16 protein-coding genes are annotated in these 17,658 nt (G+C 66.6%); all 16 read left to right on the forward strand.

From position 1 onward, the window contains the following. The first annotated feature begins 4 nt into the window (after positions 1–4). Positions 5–1,027, forward strand: a complete 1,023-nt coding sequence (nuoH, locus tag MFF07_RS07995; RefSeq protein ID WP_147813852.1) for an NADH-quinone oxidoreductase subunit NuoH — start codon at positions 5–7, stop codon at positions 1,025–1,027. A gap of 13 nt (positions 1,028–1,040) precedes the next feature. Beyond that, on the forward strand, positions 1,041–1,529 hold the full coding sequence (gene nuoI / locus MFF07_RS08000) for an NADH-quinone oxidoreductase subunit NuoI (protein WP_147813854.1): 489 nt from the start codon (positions 1,041–1,043) through the stop codon (positions 1,527–1,529). Positions 1,530–1,649: 120 nt separating this feature from the next. Then, on the forward strand, positions 1,650–2,270 hold the full coding sequence (locus tag MFF07_RS08005) for an NADH-quinone oxidoreductase subunit J (RefSeq protein WP_147813856.1): 621 nt from the start codon (positions 1,650–1,652) through the stop codon (positions 2,268–2,270). Positions 2,271–2,275: 5 nt separating this feature from the next. Further along, a complete protein-coding gene (nuoK, locus tag MFF07_RS08010; protein ID WP_147080454.1) occupies positions 2,276–2,581 on the forward strand; it encodes an NADH-quinone oxidoreductase subunit NuoK in 306 nt (101 codons plus the stop codon). Between the two features lie 49 nt (positions 2,582–2,630). Further along, on the forward strand, positions 2,631–4,736 hold the full coding sequence (nuoL, locus tag MFF07_RS08015; RefSeq protein ID WP_147813858.1) for an NADH-quinone oxidoreductase subunit L: 2,106 nt from the start codon (positions 2,631–2,633) through the stop codon (positions 4,734–4,736). Continuing rightward, positions 4,736–6,271 carry an NADH-quinone oxidoreductase subunit M gene (locus MFF07_RS08020; RefSeq protein WP_147813860.1) on the forward strand — a complete coding sequence of 512 codons (1,536 nt, stop codon included), beginning with the start codon at positions 4,736–4,738 and terminating at the stop codon, positions 6,269–6,271. Before nuoL ends, MFF07_RS08020 begins: the two co-directional genes overlap by 1 nt. Further along, a complete protein-coding gene (nuoN, locus tag MFF07_RS08025; protein WP_187272400.1) occupies positions 6,268–7,713 on the forward strand; it encodes an NADH-quinone oxidoreductase subunit NuoN in 1,446 nt (481 codons plus the stop codon). Before MFF07_RS08020 ends, nuoN begins: the two co-directional genes overlap by 4 nt. Before the next feature lie 3 nt (positions 7,714–7,716). After that, positions 7,717–8,628 (forward strand): biotin--[acetyl-CoA-carboxylase] ligase, encoded by a 912-nt coding sequence (locus MFF07_RS08030; protein ID WP_238231479.1) that lies wholly within the window; start codon positions 7,717–7,719, stop codon positions 8,626–8,628. A gap of 19 nt (positions 8,629–8,647) precedes the next feature. After that, positions 8,648–10,321 (forward strand): ribonuclease J, encoded by a 1,674-nt coding sequence (locus MFF07_RS08035; RefSeq protein ID WP_147813864.1) that lies wholly within the window; start codon positions 8,648–8,650, stop codon positions 10,319–10,321. Between the two features lie 174 nt (positions 10,322–10,495). Then, positions 10,496–10,900 (forward strand): methylmalonyl-CoA epimerase, encoded by a 405-nt coding sequence (mce, locus tag MFF07_RS08040; RefSeq protein ID WP_147813866.1) that lies wholly within the window; start codon positions 10,496–10,498, stop codon positions 10,898–10,900. 5 nt (positions 10,901–10,905) lie between these two features. Beyond that, complete coding sequence (locus tag MFF07_RS08045; RefSeq protein ID WP_147813868.1) at positions 10,906–11,241, forward strand: DUF1467 family protein; 336 nt, start codon at positions 10,906–10,908, stop codon at positions 11,239–11,241. A gap of 95 nt (positions 11,242–11,336) precedes the next feature. After that, the gene (locus MFF07_RS08050) at positions 11,337–12,020 is read left to right on the forward strand and encodes an acyltransferase (protein ID WP_147813870.1); all 684 of its coding nucleotides are present in this window, start codon (positions 11,337–11,339) and stop codon (positions 12,018–12,020) included. 114 nt (positions 12,021–12,134) lie between these two features. Next, positions 12,135–13,466 (forward strand): sugar MFS transporter, encoded by a 1,332-nt coding sequence (locus tag MFF07_RS08055; protein ID WP_147813872.1) that lies wholly within the window; start codon positions 12,135–12,137, stop codon positions 13,464–13,466. Positions 13,467–13,893: 427 nt separating this feature from the next. Further along, on the forward strand, positions 13,894–15,219 hold the full coding sequence (gene proS / locus MFF07_RS08060) for a proline--tRNA ligase (RefSeq protein ID WP_238231481.1): 1,326 nt from the start codon (positions 13,894–13,896) through the stop codon (positions 15,217–15,219). A gap of 292 nt (positions 15,220–15,511) precedes the next feature. Continuing rightward, on the forward strand, positions 15,512–16,816 hold the full coding sequence (locus tag MFF07_RS08065; RefSeq protein ID WP_147814017.1) for a lipoprotein-releasing ABC transporter permease subunit: 1,305 nt from the start codon (positions 15,512–15,514) through the stop codon (positions 16,814–16,816). Between the two features lie 16 nt (positions 16,817–16,832). Next, positions 16,833–17,543 (forward strand): ABC transporter ATP-binding protein, encoded by a 711-nt coding sequence (locus MFF07_RS08070; RefSeq protein WP_147813876.1) that lies wholly within the window; start codon positions 16,833–16,835, stop codon positions 17,541–17,543. The last annotated feature ends 115 nt before the right edge of the window (positions 17,544–17,658 follow it).

The following is a 17,658-nucleotide window of genomic DNA, read 5'->3' on the forward strand; positions in this document are numbered from 1 at the left end:
TCCCATGACCGGCCTTGAGATCCTGGGCACCGTCCTACTGCTCGTGCTGAAGAGCTTCGTGCTGCTTTCGTGCCTGCTCGTGTTCATCGCCTACGCGCTGCTGGCCGATCGCAAGATCTGGGCGGCGGTGCAGCTGCGGCGCGGCCCGAACGTCGTCGGGCCGTTCGGGCTGTTCCAGTCCTTCGCCGACCTGCTGAAGTTCGTGCTGAAGGAGCCGGTGATCCCGGCCGGCGCCAACAAGGCGATCTTCCTGCTGGCGCCGATGGTGTTCGCCACTTTGGCGCTGGCGAGCTGGGCGGTGATCCCGCTGGCCGACGGCTGGGCCATCGCCGACATCAATGTCGGCATCACCTACATTTTCGCGATTTCCAGTTTGGGCGTCTACGGCGTCATCATGGGCGGCTGGGCTTCGAACTCGAAATACGCCTTCCTTGGTGCCCTGCGCTCGGCGGCGCAAATGATCTCCTACGAGGTCTCGCTCGGCTTCGTGATCATCTGCGTGCTGCTCTGCGCCGGCTCGCTGAACCTCTCGCGCATCGTGATGGCGCAGGACACGGCCTACGGCATCCTGGGCTGGTACTGGCTCTGGCTGTTCCCGATGTTCATCGTGTTCTTCATCTCGGCGCTGGCCGAGACGAACCGCCCGCCCTTCGATTTGCCCGAGGCCGAATCGGAGCTCGTGGCCGGGTACATGGTCGAGTATTCCTCGACGCCGTACCTGCTGTTCATGCTCGGCGAGTACGTGGCGATCATGACCATGTGCGCGCTCGGAACCGTGCTGTTCCTCGGCGGCTGGCTCTCGCCGATCCCGTTCGCGCCCTTCACCTGGGTGCCGGGGCTGATCTGGTTCGCGCTGAAGGCGAGCTTCCTGTTCTTCATGATCGCGATGGTGAAATCCATCGTGCCCCGCTACCGCTACGACCAGCTCATGCGGCTCGGCTGGAAGGTCTTCCTTCCGCTCTCGCTCGTGTCGGTCGTCGTCGTCGCGTTCGTCCTGAAACTCGCCGGCCTCGCGCCGGGCGCATGAGAAGGATCGCGCCGTGAAGCTCGATCAGGTCGCCCAGAGCCTGCTGCTCAAGGAGTTCGTGTCGGGGCTGATCCTCGGCATGAAGTATTTCCTCAAGCCGAAGGCCACGATCAACTATCCCTTCGAGATGGGGCATCGCGGCCCGCGCTTCCGCGGGGAGCATGCCCTGCGCCGTTATCCCAACGGCGAGGAGCGCTGCATCGCCTGCAAGCTCTGCGAGGCGATCTGCCCGGCCCAGGCCATCACCATCGAGGCCGGCCCGCGCCGCAACGACGGCACGCGCCGCACGACCCGTTACGACATCGACATGGTGAAGTGCATCTATTGCGGCATGTGCCAGGAGGCCTGCCCGGTGGACGCCATCGTCGAGGGGCCGAACCTCGAATTCTCCGTCGAGACCCGCGAAGAGCTTCTCTACGACAAGGACAAGCTGCTCCTGAACGGCGATCGCTGGGAGCGCGAGATCGCGAAGAACCTCGCGGCGGACGCGCCGTATCGCTGACGCGGAGCGGCGCGCTGTTGTGCGCTGCAGGAGCGAGTTCTATAGACGGCCGGCTTCCCGCCGGCCCCTGGCCCCGAGGCAGAAGGAGCCGCTGATCCAGCGGCTGATGCTGATCACCGCATGACCGCAGCCGCCGCCTTCTTCTACCTGTTCGCGGGCTTCGCCATCGCCAGTGGATTCATGGTGATCGCCGCCCGTAACCCCGTCACCTCGGTGCTCTTCCTGATCCTGGCCTTCGTGAACGCCGCAGGTCTGTTCGTTCTAATGGGGGCCGAGTTCCTCGCGATGATCCTCGTGGTCGTCTATGTCGGCGCGGTGGCGGTGCTGTTCCTGTTCGTCGTGATGATGCTCGACGTGGACTTCGCCGCGCTTCGCCAGGGCTTCCAGCAATATCTCCCCATCGGCGGCCTGATCGGCGCTATCTTCGCGATCGAGCTGATCCTCGTCGTCGGCTCCTGGACGATAGACCCCGGCATCGTGCGCACGCCGATCGGCTCGACCGCCGCCAGCGAGGGGCTCACCAACACCCAGGCGCTCGGCCGCGTGCTCTACACGGACTACGCCTACTTCTTCCAGATCGCCGGCTTGGTGCTGCTCGTCGCGATGATCGGCGCCATCGTGCTGACCTTGCGCGACCGTCCCGGCGTCAAGCGCCAGAACATCTCCGTCCAGAACGCGCGGACGCAAGCGATGGCGGTCGAGAACCGCAAGGTGCCCTCCCGCCAGGGCGTGGAGGTCTAAGCGCCATGATCGGTCTCAGCCACTACCTCACGGTCGCCGCGATCCTGTTCACGCTCGGCGTGCTCGGCATCTTCATCAACCGCAAGAACGTCATCGTGATCCTGATGTCGATCGAGCTGATCCTGCTCGCCGTGAACATCAACCTCGTGGCGTTCTCGACCCATCTCGACGACATCACGGGACAGGTCTTCGCCCTGTTCGTGCTGACCGTCGCCGCGGCGGAGGCCGCGATCGGGCTCGCCATCCTGGTGGTGTTCTTCCGCAACCGCGGCTCCATCGCCGTCGAGGACGTGAGCATGATGAAGGGCTGACCGGTCCCGGCCACCCCTTCGTCCGCCTGCTGCGAGGCCGCACAGAACCATGTATCACGCCATCGTCTTCCTTCCCCTGATCGGCGCCCTGATCGCCGGCCTGTTCGGCCGCCTCATCGGCGCGCGGGTCAGCGAGTACGTGACGACGAGCTGCCTCGCCTTCGCCTGCCTGATCGCCTGGGGGGCGTTCTTCATCGTCACCGGCGAGGGCGGCCATGCCGAGCGCGTACAGGTGGCGCAGTGGTTCTCGGCCGGCGACCTGAACGTCGACTGGGCCTTCAAGATCGACACGCTGACCTGCGTGATGCTCGTCGTCGTCACCACCGTGTCGACGCTCGTGCACCTCTACTCCGTCGGCTACATGGAAGAGGATCCGCACCGGCCGCGCTTCTTCGCCTACCTGTCGCTCTTCACCTTCGCCATGCTGATGCTGGTGACGGCCGACAACCTCGTGCAGATGTTCTTCGGCTGGGAGGGCGTCGGCCTCGCGAGCTACCTGCTCATCGGCTTCTGGTACGAAAAGCCCTCGGCCAACGCCGCCGCGATGAAGGCCTTCATCGTCAACCGCGTCGGCGATTTTGGCTTCTCGCTGGGCATCTTCTTGGTGTTCGTGCTGACCGGCTCCGTGTCGTTCGATGCGATCTTCGCCAAGGCCCCTGAGCTCAAGGACGCCGCCTTCCACTTCCTTGGCTACGACTGGAACGCCCTGACGCTTGCCTGCCTGCTGCTGTTCATGGGCGCCATGGGCAAGTCGGCTCAGTTCCTGCTCCACACCTGGCTGCCGGACGCGATGGAAGGCCCGACGCCGGTCTCCGCGCTGATCCACGCCGCCACCATGGTGACGGCCGGTGTGTTCATGGTGGCGCGCCTGTCGCCGCTGTTCGAGCTGGCTCCGGTAGCACTCTCGGTGGTGACGATCATCGGCGGCATCACCGCCTTCTTTGCGGCGACGATCGGGCTGGTGCAGAACGACATCAAGCGGGTCATCGCCTATTCGACCTGCTCGCAGCTCGGCTACATGTTCGTCGGCCTCGGCGTCGGCGCCTACGCCACCGGCGTGTTCCATCTCTTCACGCACGCCTTCTTCAAGGCGCTGCTGTTCCTCGGCGCCGGCTCGGTCATCCACGCGATGCACCACGAGCAGGACATGCGGAACATGGGCAACCTGCGCCGCTACATCCCCTTCACCACGGCGATGATGACGATCGGCACCCTCGCGCTGATCGGCTTCCCCTACACCGCCGGCTACTACTCGAAGGACGCGATCATCGAGGCGGCCTACATGTCGGACCGCCCCGGACATGTTCTCGCCTTCCTGGCGACGGTAATCGCGGCCTTCATGACTTCGTTCTATTCCTGGCGCCTGTTCTTCCTCACCTTCGAGGGACCGGCCCGCTGGGGCGCGGCTGCGCATCACGACGCCCATCCGGCGGTGGCTCACGCGACGCATGCCGACGGCAAGCCCGGCCACACCGAGGGCGCGGCGCATGACGAGCACGGCTCGAACGTCGAGCCCGCGCACAAGAGCGACGTGGTGCCCGATCACGCGGGCGATCACGGCCATGGGCACGACCATACCCCGCACGAGAGCCCGCTGGTGATGACGATCCCGCTGGCGGTGCTGGCCTTCGGCGCGCTCTTCGCCGGTGTGATCTTCAAGGATCGCTTCATCGGCGAAGGCATGGACGCGTTCTGGGGCCACTCCCTGGCGCACGGCCCCGACAACCACATCATGCACCAGATCCACGAGGCGCCGGGCTGGGTCTCGGCCTCGCCGTTCATCATGCTAGTTCTCGGCTTCGTGCTCGCCTTCTGGATGTATATCCGCCGGCCCGAACTGCCGCACATCCTCGCCGAGCAGCAGCCGAGCCTGTACCGCTTCCTGCTCAACAAGTGGTACTTCGACGAACTCTACGACCGCATCTTCGTCCGGCCGGCCAAGAACTTCGGCCTCTTTCTCTGGAAGGAGGGCGACGGGCGGATCATCGACGGGATGGGGCCGGACGGCATCTCGGCGCGCGTCGTCGACGTCACCCGAGGCGTGGTCCGTCTCCAGACCGGCTACGTCTACCACTACGCCTTCGTCATGCTGGTGGGCGTCGCCGGCCTGATCACCTGGTACATGCTGACCGGCGCGGCCGGGGGAATGCACTGATGCTCGGCCTCGGCATCCTCTCCGGCCTGCTCATCGTCCCGCTCTGCGGCGCGGCCTTCATCCTGACGCTCGGTGACGAGACCGAGGCCGTGAAGCGCAACGCCCGCTGGGCTGCGCTGATCACGACCATCGTCACCTTCCTGCTCTCGCTCGCCGCCTGGGCGCGCTTCGACATCGCGTCCCCGAGCTTCCAGCTCGTCGAGACCCATTCGTGGCTCGCTGAGACAATAAAATTCAAGCTCGGCGTCGATGGGTTCTCGATGCCGTTGATCCTGCTGACCACCTTCCTGATGCCGTTCTGCATCGGCGCCTCGTGGCGCTCGATCGACGTGCGGGTGAAGGAGTATTTCGTCGCCTTCCTCGTGCTCGAAACCACGATGATCGGCGTGTTCCAGGCCCTCGACCTGGTGCTGTTCTACCTGTTCTTTGAAGCCGGCCTGATCCCGATGTTTCTCATCATCGGCATCTGGGGCGGCAAGCGGCGCATCTACGCGAGCTTCAAGTTCTTCCTCTACACGCTGCTCGGCTCGGTGCTGATGCTGCTCGCCATCATGGCGATGTACTGGGAGGCCGGCACCACCGATATCCCGACCCTGCTGACGCATCGTTTCCCGGTCGAAATGCAGACTTGGCTCTGGCTCGCCTTCTTCGCCTCCTTCGCGGTGAAGATGCCGATGTGGCCGGTCCATACCTGGCTGCCCGACGCGCACGTCGAGGCGCCCACCGCAGGCTCAGTAATCCTCGCTGGCATCCTGCTTAAGATGGGCGGTTACGGCTTCATCCGGATCTCGCTGCCGATGCTGCCGGACGCCTCGGCCTATTTCGCGAACTTCGTGTTCGCACTCTCGGTGGTGGCGATCATCTTCACCTCGCTCACCGCGATGATGCAGACCGACATCAAGAAGCTGATCGCCTACTCGTCCGTCGCCCATATGGGCTTCGTGACGCTCGGCCTGTTCACGCTGAACGAGCAGGGCATCCAGGGCGCACTGTTCCTGATGATCTCGCACGGCATCGTCTCCGGCGCGCTCTTTCTCTGCGTCGGCGTGGTCTACGACCGGATGCACACCCGCGAGATTTCCGCCTATGGCGGCCTCGTGAAGCGGATGCCGCTCTACGCCGCCGCGATGATGGTCTTCACCATGGCGAATGTCGGCCTGCCCGGCACGTCCGGCTTCGTCGGCGAGTTTCTGGCGATGATGGGGGCCTTCAAGGCGAACCCGATGGTCGCTTTCTTCTCCGTCTTCGGCATCATCCTTTCGGCCGGCTACGCGCTTTGGCTCTACGCCCGCGTGATCTACGGGAAGCTCGAGAAGCCGAACCTTCAGGGCATCCTCGACCTCGACCTGCGTGAAAAGATCATCATCGCGCCGCTCGTCGCGCTGACGATCTGGTACGGCGTGCACCCCGCGCCGATCCTAGACACCTTCGCGCCCTCCACCGAAGCGCTCATGGTCAACATGAAGACCGCCCTCTCCAACACGCAGGCCGCCGAACGCGCGGTCGCGGGCAAGGCCGAGGTCGCAGCGCGATGATCACCCATCTCCATTCCGTGATGCCGTCGATCGGCCCGCTGCTGCCGGAGATCATCCTTTCGGTCGGCGTGCTGGTGCTGATCCTCTACGGCGCCTTCCGTGGCGACCGTTCGGTCGAGGGCGTCAATGTCGGCGCGCTGATCCTGCTGATCCTGACCTTCTTCGTGGTGGTCTCCGGCCACGGCAAGGTCGTCACCCTGTCCGGCTCCTTCATCTCGGACAATTTCTCGCGGATCATGAAGGCGCTGATCCTGATCGGATCGGCCGCGACCATTCTGCTGTCGCGGGACTACTTTCAGCGCCAGCGCATCGACCGCTTCGAGTACCCGGTGCTGATCGTGCTCTGCACCATCGGCATGATGGTGATGGCCTCGGCCAACGATCTCATCGCGCTCTATCTCGGCCTCGAACTGCAGTCGCTCGCCGCCTACGTCATCGCCGCCTTCAACCGCGACGACGTGAAGTCGACCGAGGCCGGCCTGAAGTACTTCGTGCTCGGCGCGCTCTCCTCCGGCATGCTGCTCTACGGCGCATCGCTGGTCTACGGCTTCACGGGTACGGTCTCGTTCCCGGGCATCGTCACGGCACTGAACGGCGAGCCGGCCGGCTTCGGCATCGTCCTCGGCATCGTCTTCGTGGCGGCCGGCGTCTGCTTCAAGCTCGCCGCCGTGCCGTTCCACATGTGGACGCCCGACGTCTACGAGGGCTCGCCGACGCCGGTGACGGCCTTCTTCGCCTCGGCCCCGAAGATGGCGGCCATGGCGATGACAGTGCGGGTCTTCATCGGCGCCTTCCCCGACGTCACCGCGATTTGGCAACAAATTATCGTTTTCGTCGCCATCGCTTCCATGGCGCTCGGCTCCTTCGCGGCCATTGGCCAGACGAACATCAAGCGCCTGCTCGCCTATTCCTCCATCGGCAATGTCGGCTACGCCCTGATCGGCCTCGCGGCCGGCTCGGAGGAGGGCATCCGCGGCGTCGTGATCTACATGATCATCTATCTCGCGATGACCCTCGGCGCCTTCGCGGTGCTGCTGGCACTCCGCCGCAAGAACCAGATGTTCGAGACGATCGGCGATCTGTCGGGCCTCTCGCGCACGCATCCATGGCTGGCCTTCAGCCTCGCCGCGATGATGTTCTCGCTGGCCGGCATCCCGCCGCTCGCCGGCTTCTTCGCGAAGTTCTACGTCTTCGCGGCCGCCATCAAGGCGGGCCTCGTGACGCTCGCCGTGATCGGCGTTGTGACCAGCGTGGTCGGTGCGTTCTACTACCTGCGCCTCGTCAAGGTGATGTATTTTGACGAGCCTCAAGCGCCTTACGAACCGATGGCTCCGGGGTTGCGCATCGTGCTCGGCCTGTCGAGCGCCGTCGTCGTGCTGTTCTTCCTGGCGCCGGCCCCGCTGGTGGCGGCGGCGGGTGCGGCGGCGAAGTCACTCTTCTAGGACATGGGGTTTCGGCTCAGCCCGGAGGCCCGGGCCGCGGGCTATCGCCTGCACGCGCACGACGTGCTCGGCTCGACCAACACCGAGGCGCTGGAGCGGGCGCGTGCCGGCGAAGCCGGGCCACTCTGGGTAGTGGCCCATCGCCAGAGCGAGGGCAGGGGCCGGCGCGGCTTGGCCTGGGTTTCGCCCGAAGGCAACCTCGCCGCGAGCCTGCTGTTTCCGATCGCGGGCGTGGCACCGGACGACGTCGCGACACTGGGCTTTGTCGCCGGGCTGGCGCTGGTGAACGCGCTGGACGATGTCGCCTTTAGTGGATGGGACGCGGGCTCTCCTCCCTCCTGTGGGGAGGAGTTGGAGGTGGGGGTGGCTGAGCCTGCCTGCGCCGGACCAAGCGGAACCACCCCCACCCTCGATCCCTCCCCACAAGGGGGAGGGAAGGCGCCCTGCAAGGCCAACGCTACGTTCCGCCTGAAATGGCCCAACGACGTCCTCGCCAACGGCAAAAAACTCGCCGGCATCCTGCTCGAGGCGGATGGTCGGCGTGCCGTCGTCGTCGGCTTCGGCATCAACGTGCTGGCGGCGCCCGAAGGTTTGCCGTATGCGGCAACGTCCCTTGCTGCGCTGGGCTGCGCCGCGGACGCTGCGGCCGTGCTCGATGCGCTGTCGTGCCGGTTTGTGGAAGCGGCCCGGATCTGGAACAAGGGGCGCGGATTTTCGAGCGTCCGGCAGCGCTGGCTACAGCGCGCCGCCGGGATCGGGGCGCCCGTAACGGTGCGCCTGCCCGACAGGACGCTCAACGGTCTTCACGACGGAATCGACGAGAGGGGGCGGCTCATGATCCTCGCCCCGGATGGAATGACGCATACCGTGACGGCGGGCGAGGTGCACTTCGGAAGTGCCGCGACGGCGGCTTGAACGTGGACACAAGAAAAAAATGACTTCACGGCAGGACGAACTCGTCTTCGTGCCGCTCGGCGGCGTGGGCGAGATCGGCATGAACGCGGCCCTCTACGGGATCGGTCCCGAGAAGAGCCGCAAATGGATCATGGTCGATCTGGGCATGGGGTTCGCGGGCGAGGAGGGGCTGCCGGGCATCGAACTGATGTTCCCGGACCTCACCTTCATCGAGGAGCGCAAGCAGGATCTGCTCGGTATCTTCATCACGCACGCGCACGAGGACCATATCGGTGCCGTGAGCGAGCTGTGGTCGAAGCTGAAGGCGCCGGTCTACGCGACCCGCTTCGCCAAGCAGCTCCTCGAGACCCGCCGCCTCTCGGAGCCCGGCGCGCCGAAGGTGGTACTGAAGGAGATCAAGATCGGCCAACGGCTGCAGATCGGTCCGTTCGAGATCGAGTACGTGCCGGTGGCCCACTCGATCCCCGAATCGAACGCCGTCGCCATCCGCACCGAGCACGGTCTCGTGCTGCATACGGGCGATTGGAAGCTCGACGACACGCCGGTAGCCGGCGCCAGCACCTCGCCCGAGGCCTTCAAGGCGCTGGGCGACGAGGGCATCGTCGCGCTGATCTGCGACTCGACCAACATCATGCGCGAAGGCCGCAGCCACAGCGAGGCCGAGGTTTCGGCGACGCTCAAGCGCCTGATCGCCGAAGCGCCGCACCGCGTCGCGGTGACGACCTTCGCCTCGAACGTTGCCCGCATTCGCGCCGTCGCCGAGGCCGCGCAGGCCTGCGGCCGCGAGGTGCTGGCCGTCGGCCGCGCCATGGACCGGGTCATCGACGTCGCCCGCGAGTGCGGCTACCTCGACGGCCTGCCCGACTTCCGCAGCGCCGATTCCTACCACCACCTGCCGCGCGAGAAGGTGGTCTGCCTCCTCACCGGCTCCCAGGGTGAGGACCGCGCCGCCATGGCCCGCGTCTCGCGCGACGACCATCCGGCCGTCTCGCTCACCGCCGGGGACCGCGTGATCTTCTCCTCCCGCGCCATTCCCGGCAACGAGCGGGCCGTCGGCGCTATCGTCAACGACCTGATCGAGATGGGTATCGAGATCATCACCGACCGGACCGAACTGGTCCACGTCTCCGGCCATCCGCGCCGCGACGAGATGGCGGCGATGTATGCCTGGACGCGGCCGAAGGCGGCGATCCCGGTCCATGGCGAGGCGCTGCATCTCGACGAGCATGCCCGCTTCGCCCGCGCCCAGGGCGTCGAGACGGTGGTGAAGGCCCGCAACGGCACGCTGATCCGCCTCGCGCCGGGCAAGCCCGAGATCATCGAGCACGTGCGGGCGGGGCGCCTCTACAAGGACGCCAACGTCCTGATCGATGCGAAGGACCGGGCGATCCCCGAGCGCCGTAAGCTCTCCCAGGCCGGCGTCGTCTCGGTGGCCATCGCCATCGACAACCGCGGCACCGTGCTGGGCACGCCCGCCGTCGACATCATGGGTCTACCGAACAAGGGCCGGGGCGGCGAGGCGCTGATCGACACGGTGGCCGAGACGGTCTCGCGCACGCTCTCGGGCCTGTCCCCAGGCAAGCGCCGCGACTCGGAGGCGGTCGAGAACGCCGTCGACCGCGCCATCCGCTCGGCCCTCAACGACGTCTGGGGCAAGAAGCCGGCCTGCCACGTGCAGGTAGTGGAGGTCTGAGAACCAAACCCTCCCCCCTCTGCGGGGGAGGGTGCCCAAGGAGTGGGCGGGCGAGGGGAGCGACCTCTCAGAATACGTCGTTCCTCTCGCCCGACCCGCTTCGCGGGCCACCCTCTCCCGCAGAGGGGAGAGGGGACCTACGTTGAGTTTGAAGATGCGAGAGGGAGCAACACGATGATCGGCCGGCTCAACCACGTCGCCATTGCGGTGAAGGATCTCGATGCGGCGACCGCGATCTATCGCGACACGCTCGGCGCCAAAGTCACCGAGCCGCTGCCGCAGCCCGACCACGGCGTCACCGTCGTGTTCGTGGAACTGCCGAACTCGAAGGTCGAGCTCATGGCCCCCCTCGGCGAGAATTCGACCATCCAGGGCTTCGTCGACAAGAACCCGTCCGGCGGCATCCACCATGTCTGCTACGAGGTCGACGACATCATCGCAGCCCGCGACAAGATGAAGGCGGCCGGCGCCCGCGTGCTCGGCTCGGGCGAACCGAAGATCGGCGCGCACGGCAAGCCGGTGATCTTCCTGCACCCGAAGGACTTTCTCGGCACGCTGGTCGAGCTGGAGCAGGTCTGATCCCGTTGCGCCGCCTCTTCGCCAGCATCGCGATCTCGACCCCGAAGACCCTCGGGGTCCTCGTCGTCCTCATCGCGGCGATCGTCACGGTGGCGGTGAAGGGGTTCGCGCTGACGGTGTTCGGGGCGCTGGCGCTATTCTTCGTGCTGTGGTGGACCTTCCTGTTCGCGGTGCTGCCGCTCGGTAACCAGGCCGAGGCCGATCCGGGCCGGCTGGTTCCGGGGCAGGATCCGGGCGCGCCCGCCAGGCCGCGGCTGCGTGAGAAGGCCCTGCTGACGACGGTGGCCGCCGCTTTCGCGTTCTTTCTCGCGATCACCGTGTTTCCGCTCGCGCGGCTGTGACGAACGCTGCCTCTGCCGCCGGCCTTGTCGTTGCCCGGAACGGTCGTTATGCGCAGCCGGCATCCCTGGACATTCCGGCGACGCCGCCTGTCGCGATGAGCAATTCCGACGAAATCCTCGAAGAGCCCACGCCCGTGGCATCTGTCCGTCCGGGGCTCCCGCGCCCGGGGCGGCCGCGCTGGATCTATCATCCCGCCCTGATCCCGCGCCGGGGCAACCGCTTCGAGGGGCGGGGCCTGGGAGCTGCATGGCTCCGGCTGACGACGCTGTTCTACGGGCCGTCCTCCGACAATCTCGTGAAGGTCGGCCGCAAATTTCGGACGAAAGGCCTCGTGATCACGGTGGCCGGCGCCGGCAATCGCGTCGAGATCGGCGACGACGTCAGCTTCTCCGGCCGGATCGAGGTGCGCGGCTTCGGCCTGACTGTGAAGATCGGCGACCGCTGCGACGCCAAGCGGACCCGGATCATCGCCGCCGATGCCGGCGTCGGCATCGGCGACGATTGCCTGATCGCGGCCGGCGTTCACATCCGGACGAGCGACATGCACGTCATCGTGGACCGTGCCGGCGGCGAGCGGGTGAACCCGCCGCGCGCGGTGGTCGTCGGTACCGGTGTCTGGATCGCCGGCGAGGCTGCTCTCCTGAAAGGCGCCGGTGTGCCGGACGGGTGCGTGGTCGGGTTCCGCTCCGTGGTCACGCAGGTCTTCGACGAGACCGATTGCGTCCTGGCGGGTGTGCCGGCCCGTGTCGCCCGCCGGGGGATCGCCTGGACCCGCTGAACGGGCCTGGCCTCCCGAGGCGGGCGATTGACAGGATCTGTCGCGGCTTCGACAGTTTCACGCGACGGTTGTGCCCCTTCGCGGGAGAGCGCGGCCGCGCCGAGGGAGACGATCATGGCCATGATGCCGGGTGCTTCGAGCCCGCCCGCCGATGACGGGGGCGCCGGCAGCGTCGGCCACGCGTACCTGCTGCCCTGCATGCTGGCCCTGTTCTTCACCTGGGGTTTCGCGACCGTTCTCGTCGACATCGTCACGCCGAAGCTCAAGAGCCTGTTCGAGCTGAGCTACACCGAGGCGACGCTGACGCAGTTCTGCTTCTTCTTCGCCTATGCCGTGATCTCGCTACCGGCCGGCGCCCTCGTCGGGCGGATCGGCTACATGCGCGGCCTCGTCGTTGGGCTCCTCGTGATGGCCTGCGGCTGCCTGACCTTCGCGCCGGCCGCGCGGATGGGGCTGTTTCCCGTCTTCCTGCTGGCGTTGTTCGTGATGGCCTCGGGGATCGCGATCCTGCAGGTCGCGGCGAATCCCCTGGTGACGAAGCTCGGTCCGGCCGCGCAGGCGCCGAGCCGGCTGACGCTGGCGCAGACCTTCAACTCCCTCGGGACCACCGTCGGCCCGGCGGTCGGCGCCTGGGCGATCCTCTCGCACGTCTCCGAGATCAAGGACCCGGGTGCGATGGCGCCCGCGGCGCTCGCCGCCGCGCGGCAGGCCGAAGGCGCGGTGCTGCAATGGCCTTTCCTGATCATCGCCGCTGGGCTCGGGGTTCTCGCGGTCTTCTTCTGGAGCGTGCGCGCCTGGGTCACGGAGGATGCCCGCAACGGTACGCGGACGGAGACGCACGGGCTCGGCCTCGACCTGCTGAAGCGGCCGAAGCTCGCGCTCGGGGCTCTGGCGCTCTTCCTCTATGTCGGCGCCGAAGTCGCGATCGGCACGCTGATGGTGAGCTATCTGGAGCAGCCGCGCGTGCTCGGGGCGAGCGCCGAAGAGGCCGGTCATTTCCTGAGCCTCTACTGGGGCGGGGCTCTCCTCGGCCGCATCGTCGGCAGCGTCGTGCTGCGCTACGTCCGCGCCGGCTTCGTGCTCGGTTGCTGCGCCCTCGCTTCGGGCGCGCTCGCGACGATCTCGGGGCTGTCGAGCGGGATGCTCGCCGCCGTCGCGCTGATCGTGGTGGGGCTTTCCAACGCGGTCATGTTCCCGACGATCTTCGCCATGGCGATCGACGGCCTCGGCAAGCGCACGGCGCAGGGCGCCGGCATCGTCTGCGTGGCCATCGTCGGCGGCGCCGTCGTGCCGGTGGTGACGGGCTACCTCGCCGACACCGTCGGTCTCAGCCTCGCGCTGGCGGCCCCGGTCGTCTGCTATCTCTGTATTGCCGGCTATGCCTTCGCCAATCTTCGCGAAGCACGGGCAAATGAACGACGAGTTCTCGAGGCTCAGGCCGTCTGACCAAGGACCTGCGAAGTTTCGGCGGGCCGCTCCAAATAAAAAAGCAAGGCATTGAGCCTTGCTTTGAAGCGATAAGACGGTACCAGCCTATATTATCTCACGTTCTTGAGACGACGTGGCGGCTGTTTGTTCCTCCCGAGACTCGGACCGTGCGCTGCCTCTAGAGGGCTGCGACCATCACGGCGCTGCTTATAGGAAGAAGATTTCTATTTGTCACCGGTCTTGGAGCGTTGTGCTGCGTTTTTTTGCCGAGACTGCGACAGTATGCTCCCAGACCGTCCGGCGGATTGCTCGCTCGCGCCGCCGCCCTCGGTCCGAGGTGCGGATCCACCGCGAACGCTTGTCTTTTCCGGGCGCAATGTGTTGTGTGCGCTCGCGCGTATCGGGGTAGGCCCGCTGCTGCGACCAAGCATTGCCAAGGCCTTCGATGCGTCTGACCCGTTATTTCCTGCCGACGCTGCGCGAGACGCCTAAGGAAGCGGAGATCGTTTCCCACCGGCTGATGCTGCGCGCCGGCCTGATCCGCCAGGAAGCCGCCGGCATCTATGCCTGGCTGCCGCTCGGCCTGCGCGTGCTGGAACGGGTCTGCGCCATCGTGCGCGAGGAGCAGAACCGCTCGGGTGCCATCGAGATCCTGATGCCGACGATCCAGTCGGCCGACCTCTGGCGTGAATCCGGACGCTACGAGGCCTACGGCAAGGAGATGCTGCGCATCAAGGATCGGCACGATCGCGACATCCTCTACGGCCCCACCGCCGAGGAAGTCGTCACCGAGATTTTTCGCGCAAGCGCGCGGTCGTACAAGGATCTCCCAAAAAACCTCTACCAGATCTCCTGGAAGTTCCGCGACGAGGTGCGTCCGCGCTTCGGCACCATGCGCTCGCGCGAATTCCTGATGAAGGACGCCTATTCCTTCGATCTCGACCAGGCCGGCGCCCGGCACGCCTACAATAAGATGTTCGTCGCCTACCTGCGCACTTTCGCGGCGATGGGCCTGCGCGCGATCCCGATGCGCGCCGATACCGGCCCGATCGGCGGCGACCTCAGCCACGAGTTCATCATCCTGGCCCAGACCGGCGAGAGCGAGGTGTTCTGCGATCGCGCCTATCTCGATTTCGAGATCCCGGCGGTGAACGTCGACTTCGACGACGTCGCCGGCCTGCAGGGCACCGTCGACGCCTGGACCTCGCATTACGCCGCCACCGACGAGATGCACGACGCGGCCGTCTTCGCCGAGGTGCCGGAAGAATCCCAGATGTCCGCCCGCGGCATCGAGGTCGGGCACATCTTCTACTTCGGCACCAAGTATTCCGAGCCGATGAAGGCCGTCGTCACAGGGCCGGACGGCAAGGAGCAGCCGGTCCATATGGGCTCCTACGGCATCGGCCCGAGCCGGCTGGTGCCTGCGATCATCGAGGCGAGCCATGACGAGGCCGGCATCATCTGGCCGGATTCGGTGGCGCCCTTCGACGTGGCGCTGATCAACCTCAAGGTCGGCGACGCCGCGGTCGACGCCGCCTGCGCCGGGATCGAGACCGATCTCCAGGCCGCCGGGATCAGCCTGCTCTACGATGACCGCGACGACCGCCCCGGCGCCAAATTCGCCACCGCCGACCTCATCGGTCTGCCCTGGCAGGTCATTGTCGGGCCGAAGGGCCTCGCCGACGGCAAGGTCGAACTGAAGCGCCGTGCCACCGGCGAGCGCGAACTGATCGCGCCGGTCGATCTGGTCTCGCGGCTGAAGCGGGTCTGAGGGTCGCTACGATCGGCGGCACGGCTCTCTCCTGCCCCTTGTGGGGAGGAGTTGGGGTTGGTGCAGACGGCACCGTTACGCTCGATCCTGAGCCTCCCCCACCCTTGACTCCTCCTCGCAAGCGGAAGGGGAAGCGAGGCGCCGCTCACTCCGATCAGCTTGAATTGGCCTGACGCCTTAATCTTGCGAGGTTTTGTCTGTTCTGGATCGGCGCTTGCGAAGTTTCGGCGGACCCGAACGGGCAGTCTAGGAGTGCCGGTGTGAGGCGGATCATCACGTGGCGGGTTTGACGATGGCGAGCGCGACGGGCCTCGCGGGCCGGGCGAAGCGGTTCGCCGGTTCGCTCGGGGCGGGCGGCACGCTGCCGTTCTGCGGCTTCGAATGGATGATCGCGATGCGCTACCTGCGCGCGCGCCGCCGCGGCGGCGGCGTGTCGGTCGTCGCGCTGTTTTCCGTCCTCGGTATCGCCTTGGGCGTCGCCAACCTCATCATCGTGCTCTCGGTGATGAACGGCTTCCGCTCCGAATTGCTCGCCAAGATCGTCGGGCTCAACGGCCACGTCTTCGTCACGCCGATCGACCGTTCGCTCACCGACTATGCCGACCTCGCCGACCGCCTGGAGAAGGTGGCCGGCGTCAAATCCGCCATTCCCCTCGTCGAGGGTCAGGCCTTCGCCTCCTCGCCCTATGGCGGCAGCGGCGTGCTCGTGCGCGGCGTGCGCGCGGCCGATCTCGACAAGATCGCCACCGTCTCGAAGAGCCTGAAGAGCGGCACGCTGGCCGGTTTCGACGACGGTACCGGCGTCGCCGTCGGCGCGCGGCTCGCCGAGACCCTGGGTCTGCAATCGGGGGACAGCATCACCCTCTCGACGCCGAAGGGCGCGACGACCCCGTTCGGCACCGCGCCGCGCCAGAAATCCTACACGGTGAAGGCGGTGTTCGAGATCGGCATGACCGAGTTCGACCAGACCTTCGTGTTCATGCCGCTCACGGAGTCCCAGGCCTTCTTCAACCGCGAGGGCGACGTCAGCCATATCGAGATCTATCTCGACAACGCCGATGCGGTCGCCGATCTGCGCAGCGACCTCGAAATGGCTGCCGAGCGGCCGGTGCTGCTCACCGACTGGCGCCAGCGCAACAAGACCTTCTTCGGTGCGCTCGAGGTCGAGCGGAACGTGATGTTCCTGATTCTCAACCTCATCGTCATCGTCGCGACGCTGAACATCATCTCCGGCCTGATCCTGCTGGTGAAGGACAAGTCGAGCGACATCGCGATCCTGCGCACCATGGGCGCGACGCCGGGCACCATCATGCGGGTGTTTCTGCTCAACGGCGCGCTGATCGGCATCGTCGGCAGCCTCGCGGGCCTCGTGCTCGGCGTGGTGTTCACGCTGAATATCAAGCCGATCCAGCGCACGCTGTTTCCCGGCGCCTGGGACCCGACCGTGCGGTTCCTCGCCGAAATCCCGGCCGAGATGAACACGACCGAGGTCACGACGATCGTGCTGACCTCGATCGCGCTGGCGCTGGCCGCGACCCTGTATCCCTCCTGGCGTGCCGCCCGGCTCGATCCGGTGCAGGCGCTTCGCTATGGATGACCCTGGATTGACGACGATGACGACCGACAAGCCCGCCGGCACGCAGCCGGTGCCGGCCCTGTTCTTCGCGGGCGTCGAGCGACGCTACACACAGGCGAAGGGCGCGCTCGAGATTCTTCGCGGTGCCGATCTCGCGATCTGGCCCGGGGAGCTGGTTGCGCTCGTTGCGCCGTCCGGCACCGGCAAGTCGACGCTGCTGCACGTCGCCGGCCTGCTGGAGCGGCCGGACGGCGGCGAGGTCTTCATCGGCGGCCGGCCGACCTCTGCGATGTCGGATTCCGAGCGCACCCGGATCCGCCGCGAGGAGATGGGCTTCGTCTACCAGTTCCACCACCTGCTGCCGGAGTTCTCGGCGCAGGAGAACGTGGTGATGCCCCAGCTCATCCGCGGCCTCGGCAAGGCCGACGCGCGCGCGCGGGCCGCCGAACTCCTGAGTTTCCTCGGCCTCGCCGAGCGTATGACGCACCGCCCGGCCGAGCTCTCGGGCGGCGAGCAGCAGCGCGTCGCCATCGCCCGCGCCGTCGCCAACGGCCCGCGCTTGCTGCTGGCCGACGAGCCCACAGGCAACCTCGACCCGCAGACCGCCGGCACCGTCTTCGGCATCCTGCTCTCGCTGGTGCGCGCGTCGGGCCTCGCGGCGCTGATCGCGACCCACAACATGGATCTCGCCGCGCGCATGGACCGCCGGGTGACCATTCGGGATGGACTGATCGAGCAGGTGGATTGAACTGCCGCCGTCATCGCGAGATGGAGGCAAGGCAATCTCGGGCCTACGTGCCGGTTCCATATGTGGCCCCCGATCGCTTCGCCTCCCTCGCGATGACGGCGGCGCCTGAATTCAC

The sequence above is a fragment of the Methylobacterium thuringiense genome, assembly GCF_022179645.1.
Taxonomy (GTDB): Bacteria; Pseudomonadota; Alphaproteobacteria; order Rhizobiales; family Beijerinckiaceae; genus Methylobacterium; species Methylobacterium thuringiense.